This window comes from Mammaliicoccus sp. A-M4 (assembly GCF_022386955.1).
GTDB lineage: Bacteria > Bacillota > Bacilli > Staphylococcales > Staphylococcaceae > Mammaliicoccus > Mammaliicoccus lentus.
In genome coordinates this window covers 1-290 of sequence record NZ_JAJNHH010000043.1, presented here as the reverse complement: position 1 = coordinate 290, position 290 = coordinate 1, and the positions used below count along the sequence as shown (strand labels likewise).

Annotated in this window: 1 rRNA gene; it reads left to right on the top strand. The window is 36.2% G+C overall.

What is annotated here, in order from left to right:
- Window positions 1-88, top strand: a 5S ribosomal RNA gene (gene rrf, locus LQ682_RS14095); the annotation flags it as partial.
- Window positions 89-290 lie beyond the last annotated feature (202 nt).

Sequence of the window (290 nt, the reverse complement as noted above, 5' to 3'; positions counted from 1 at the left end):
CCTGTTCCCATGCCGAACACAGAAGTTAAGCTCTTTAGCGCCGATGGTAGTTGGGCTTACGTTCCGCGAGAGTAGGACGTTGCCGGGCAAAATTCAATTTTTGACCCTAGGGTCTTTTTTTCTTGAATAAATTCTTGAAAAAGTTGAATTAGTTATTGACACAAGGTTTTAATAAGAGTATAATTAATTCTTGTGATACAAAATGAACATTGAAAACTGAATGACAATATGTCAACGTTAATTCCAATAATTGAGTACTGAAAGTACTTCAAAGAGTGATTGGCTTAACC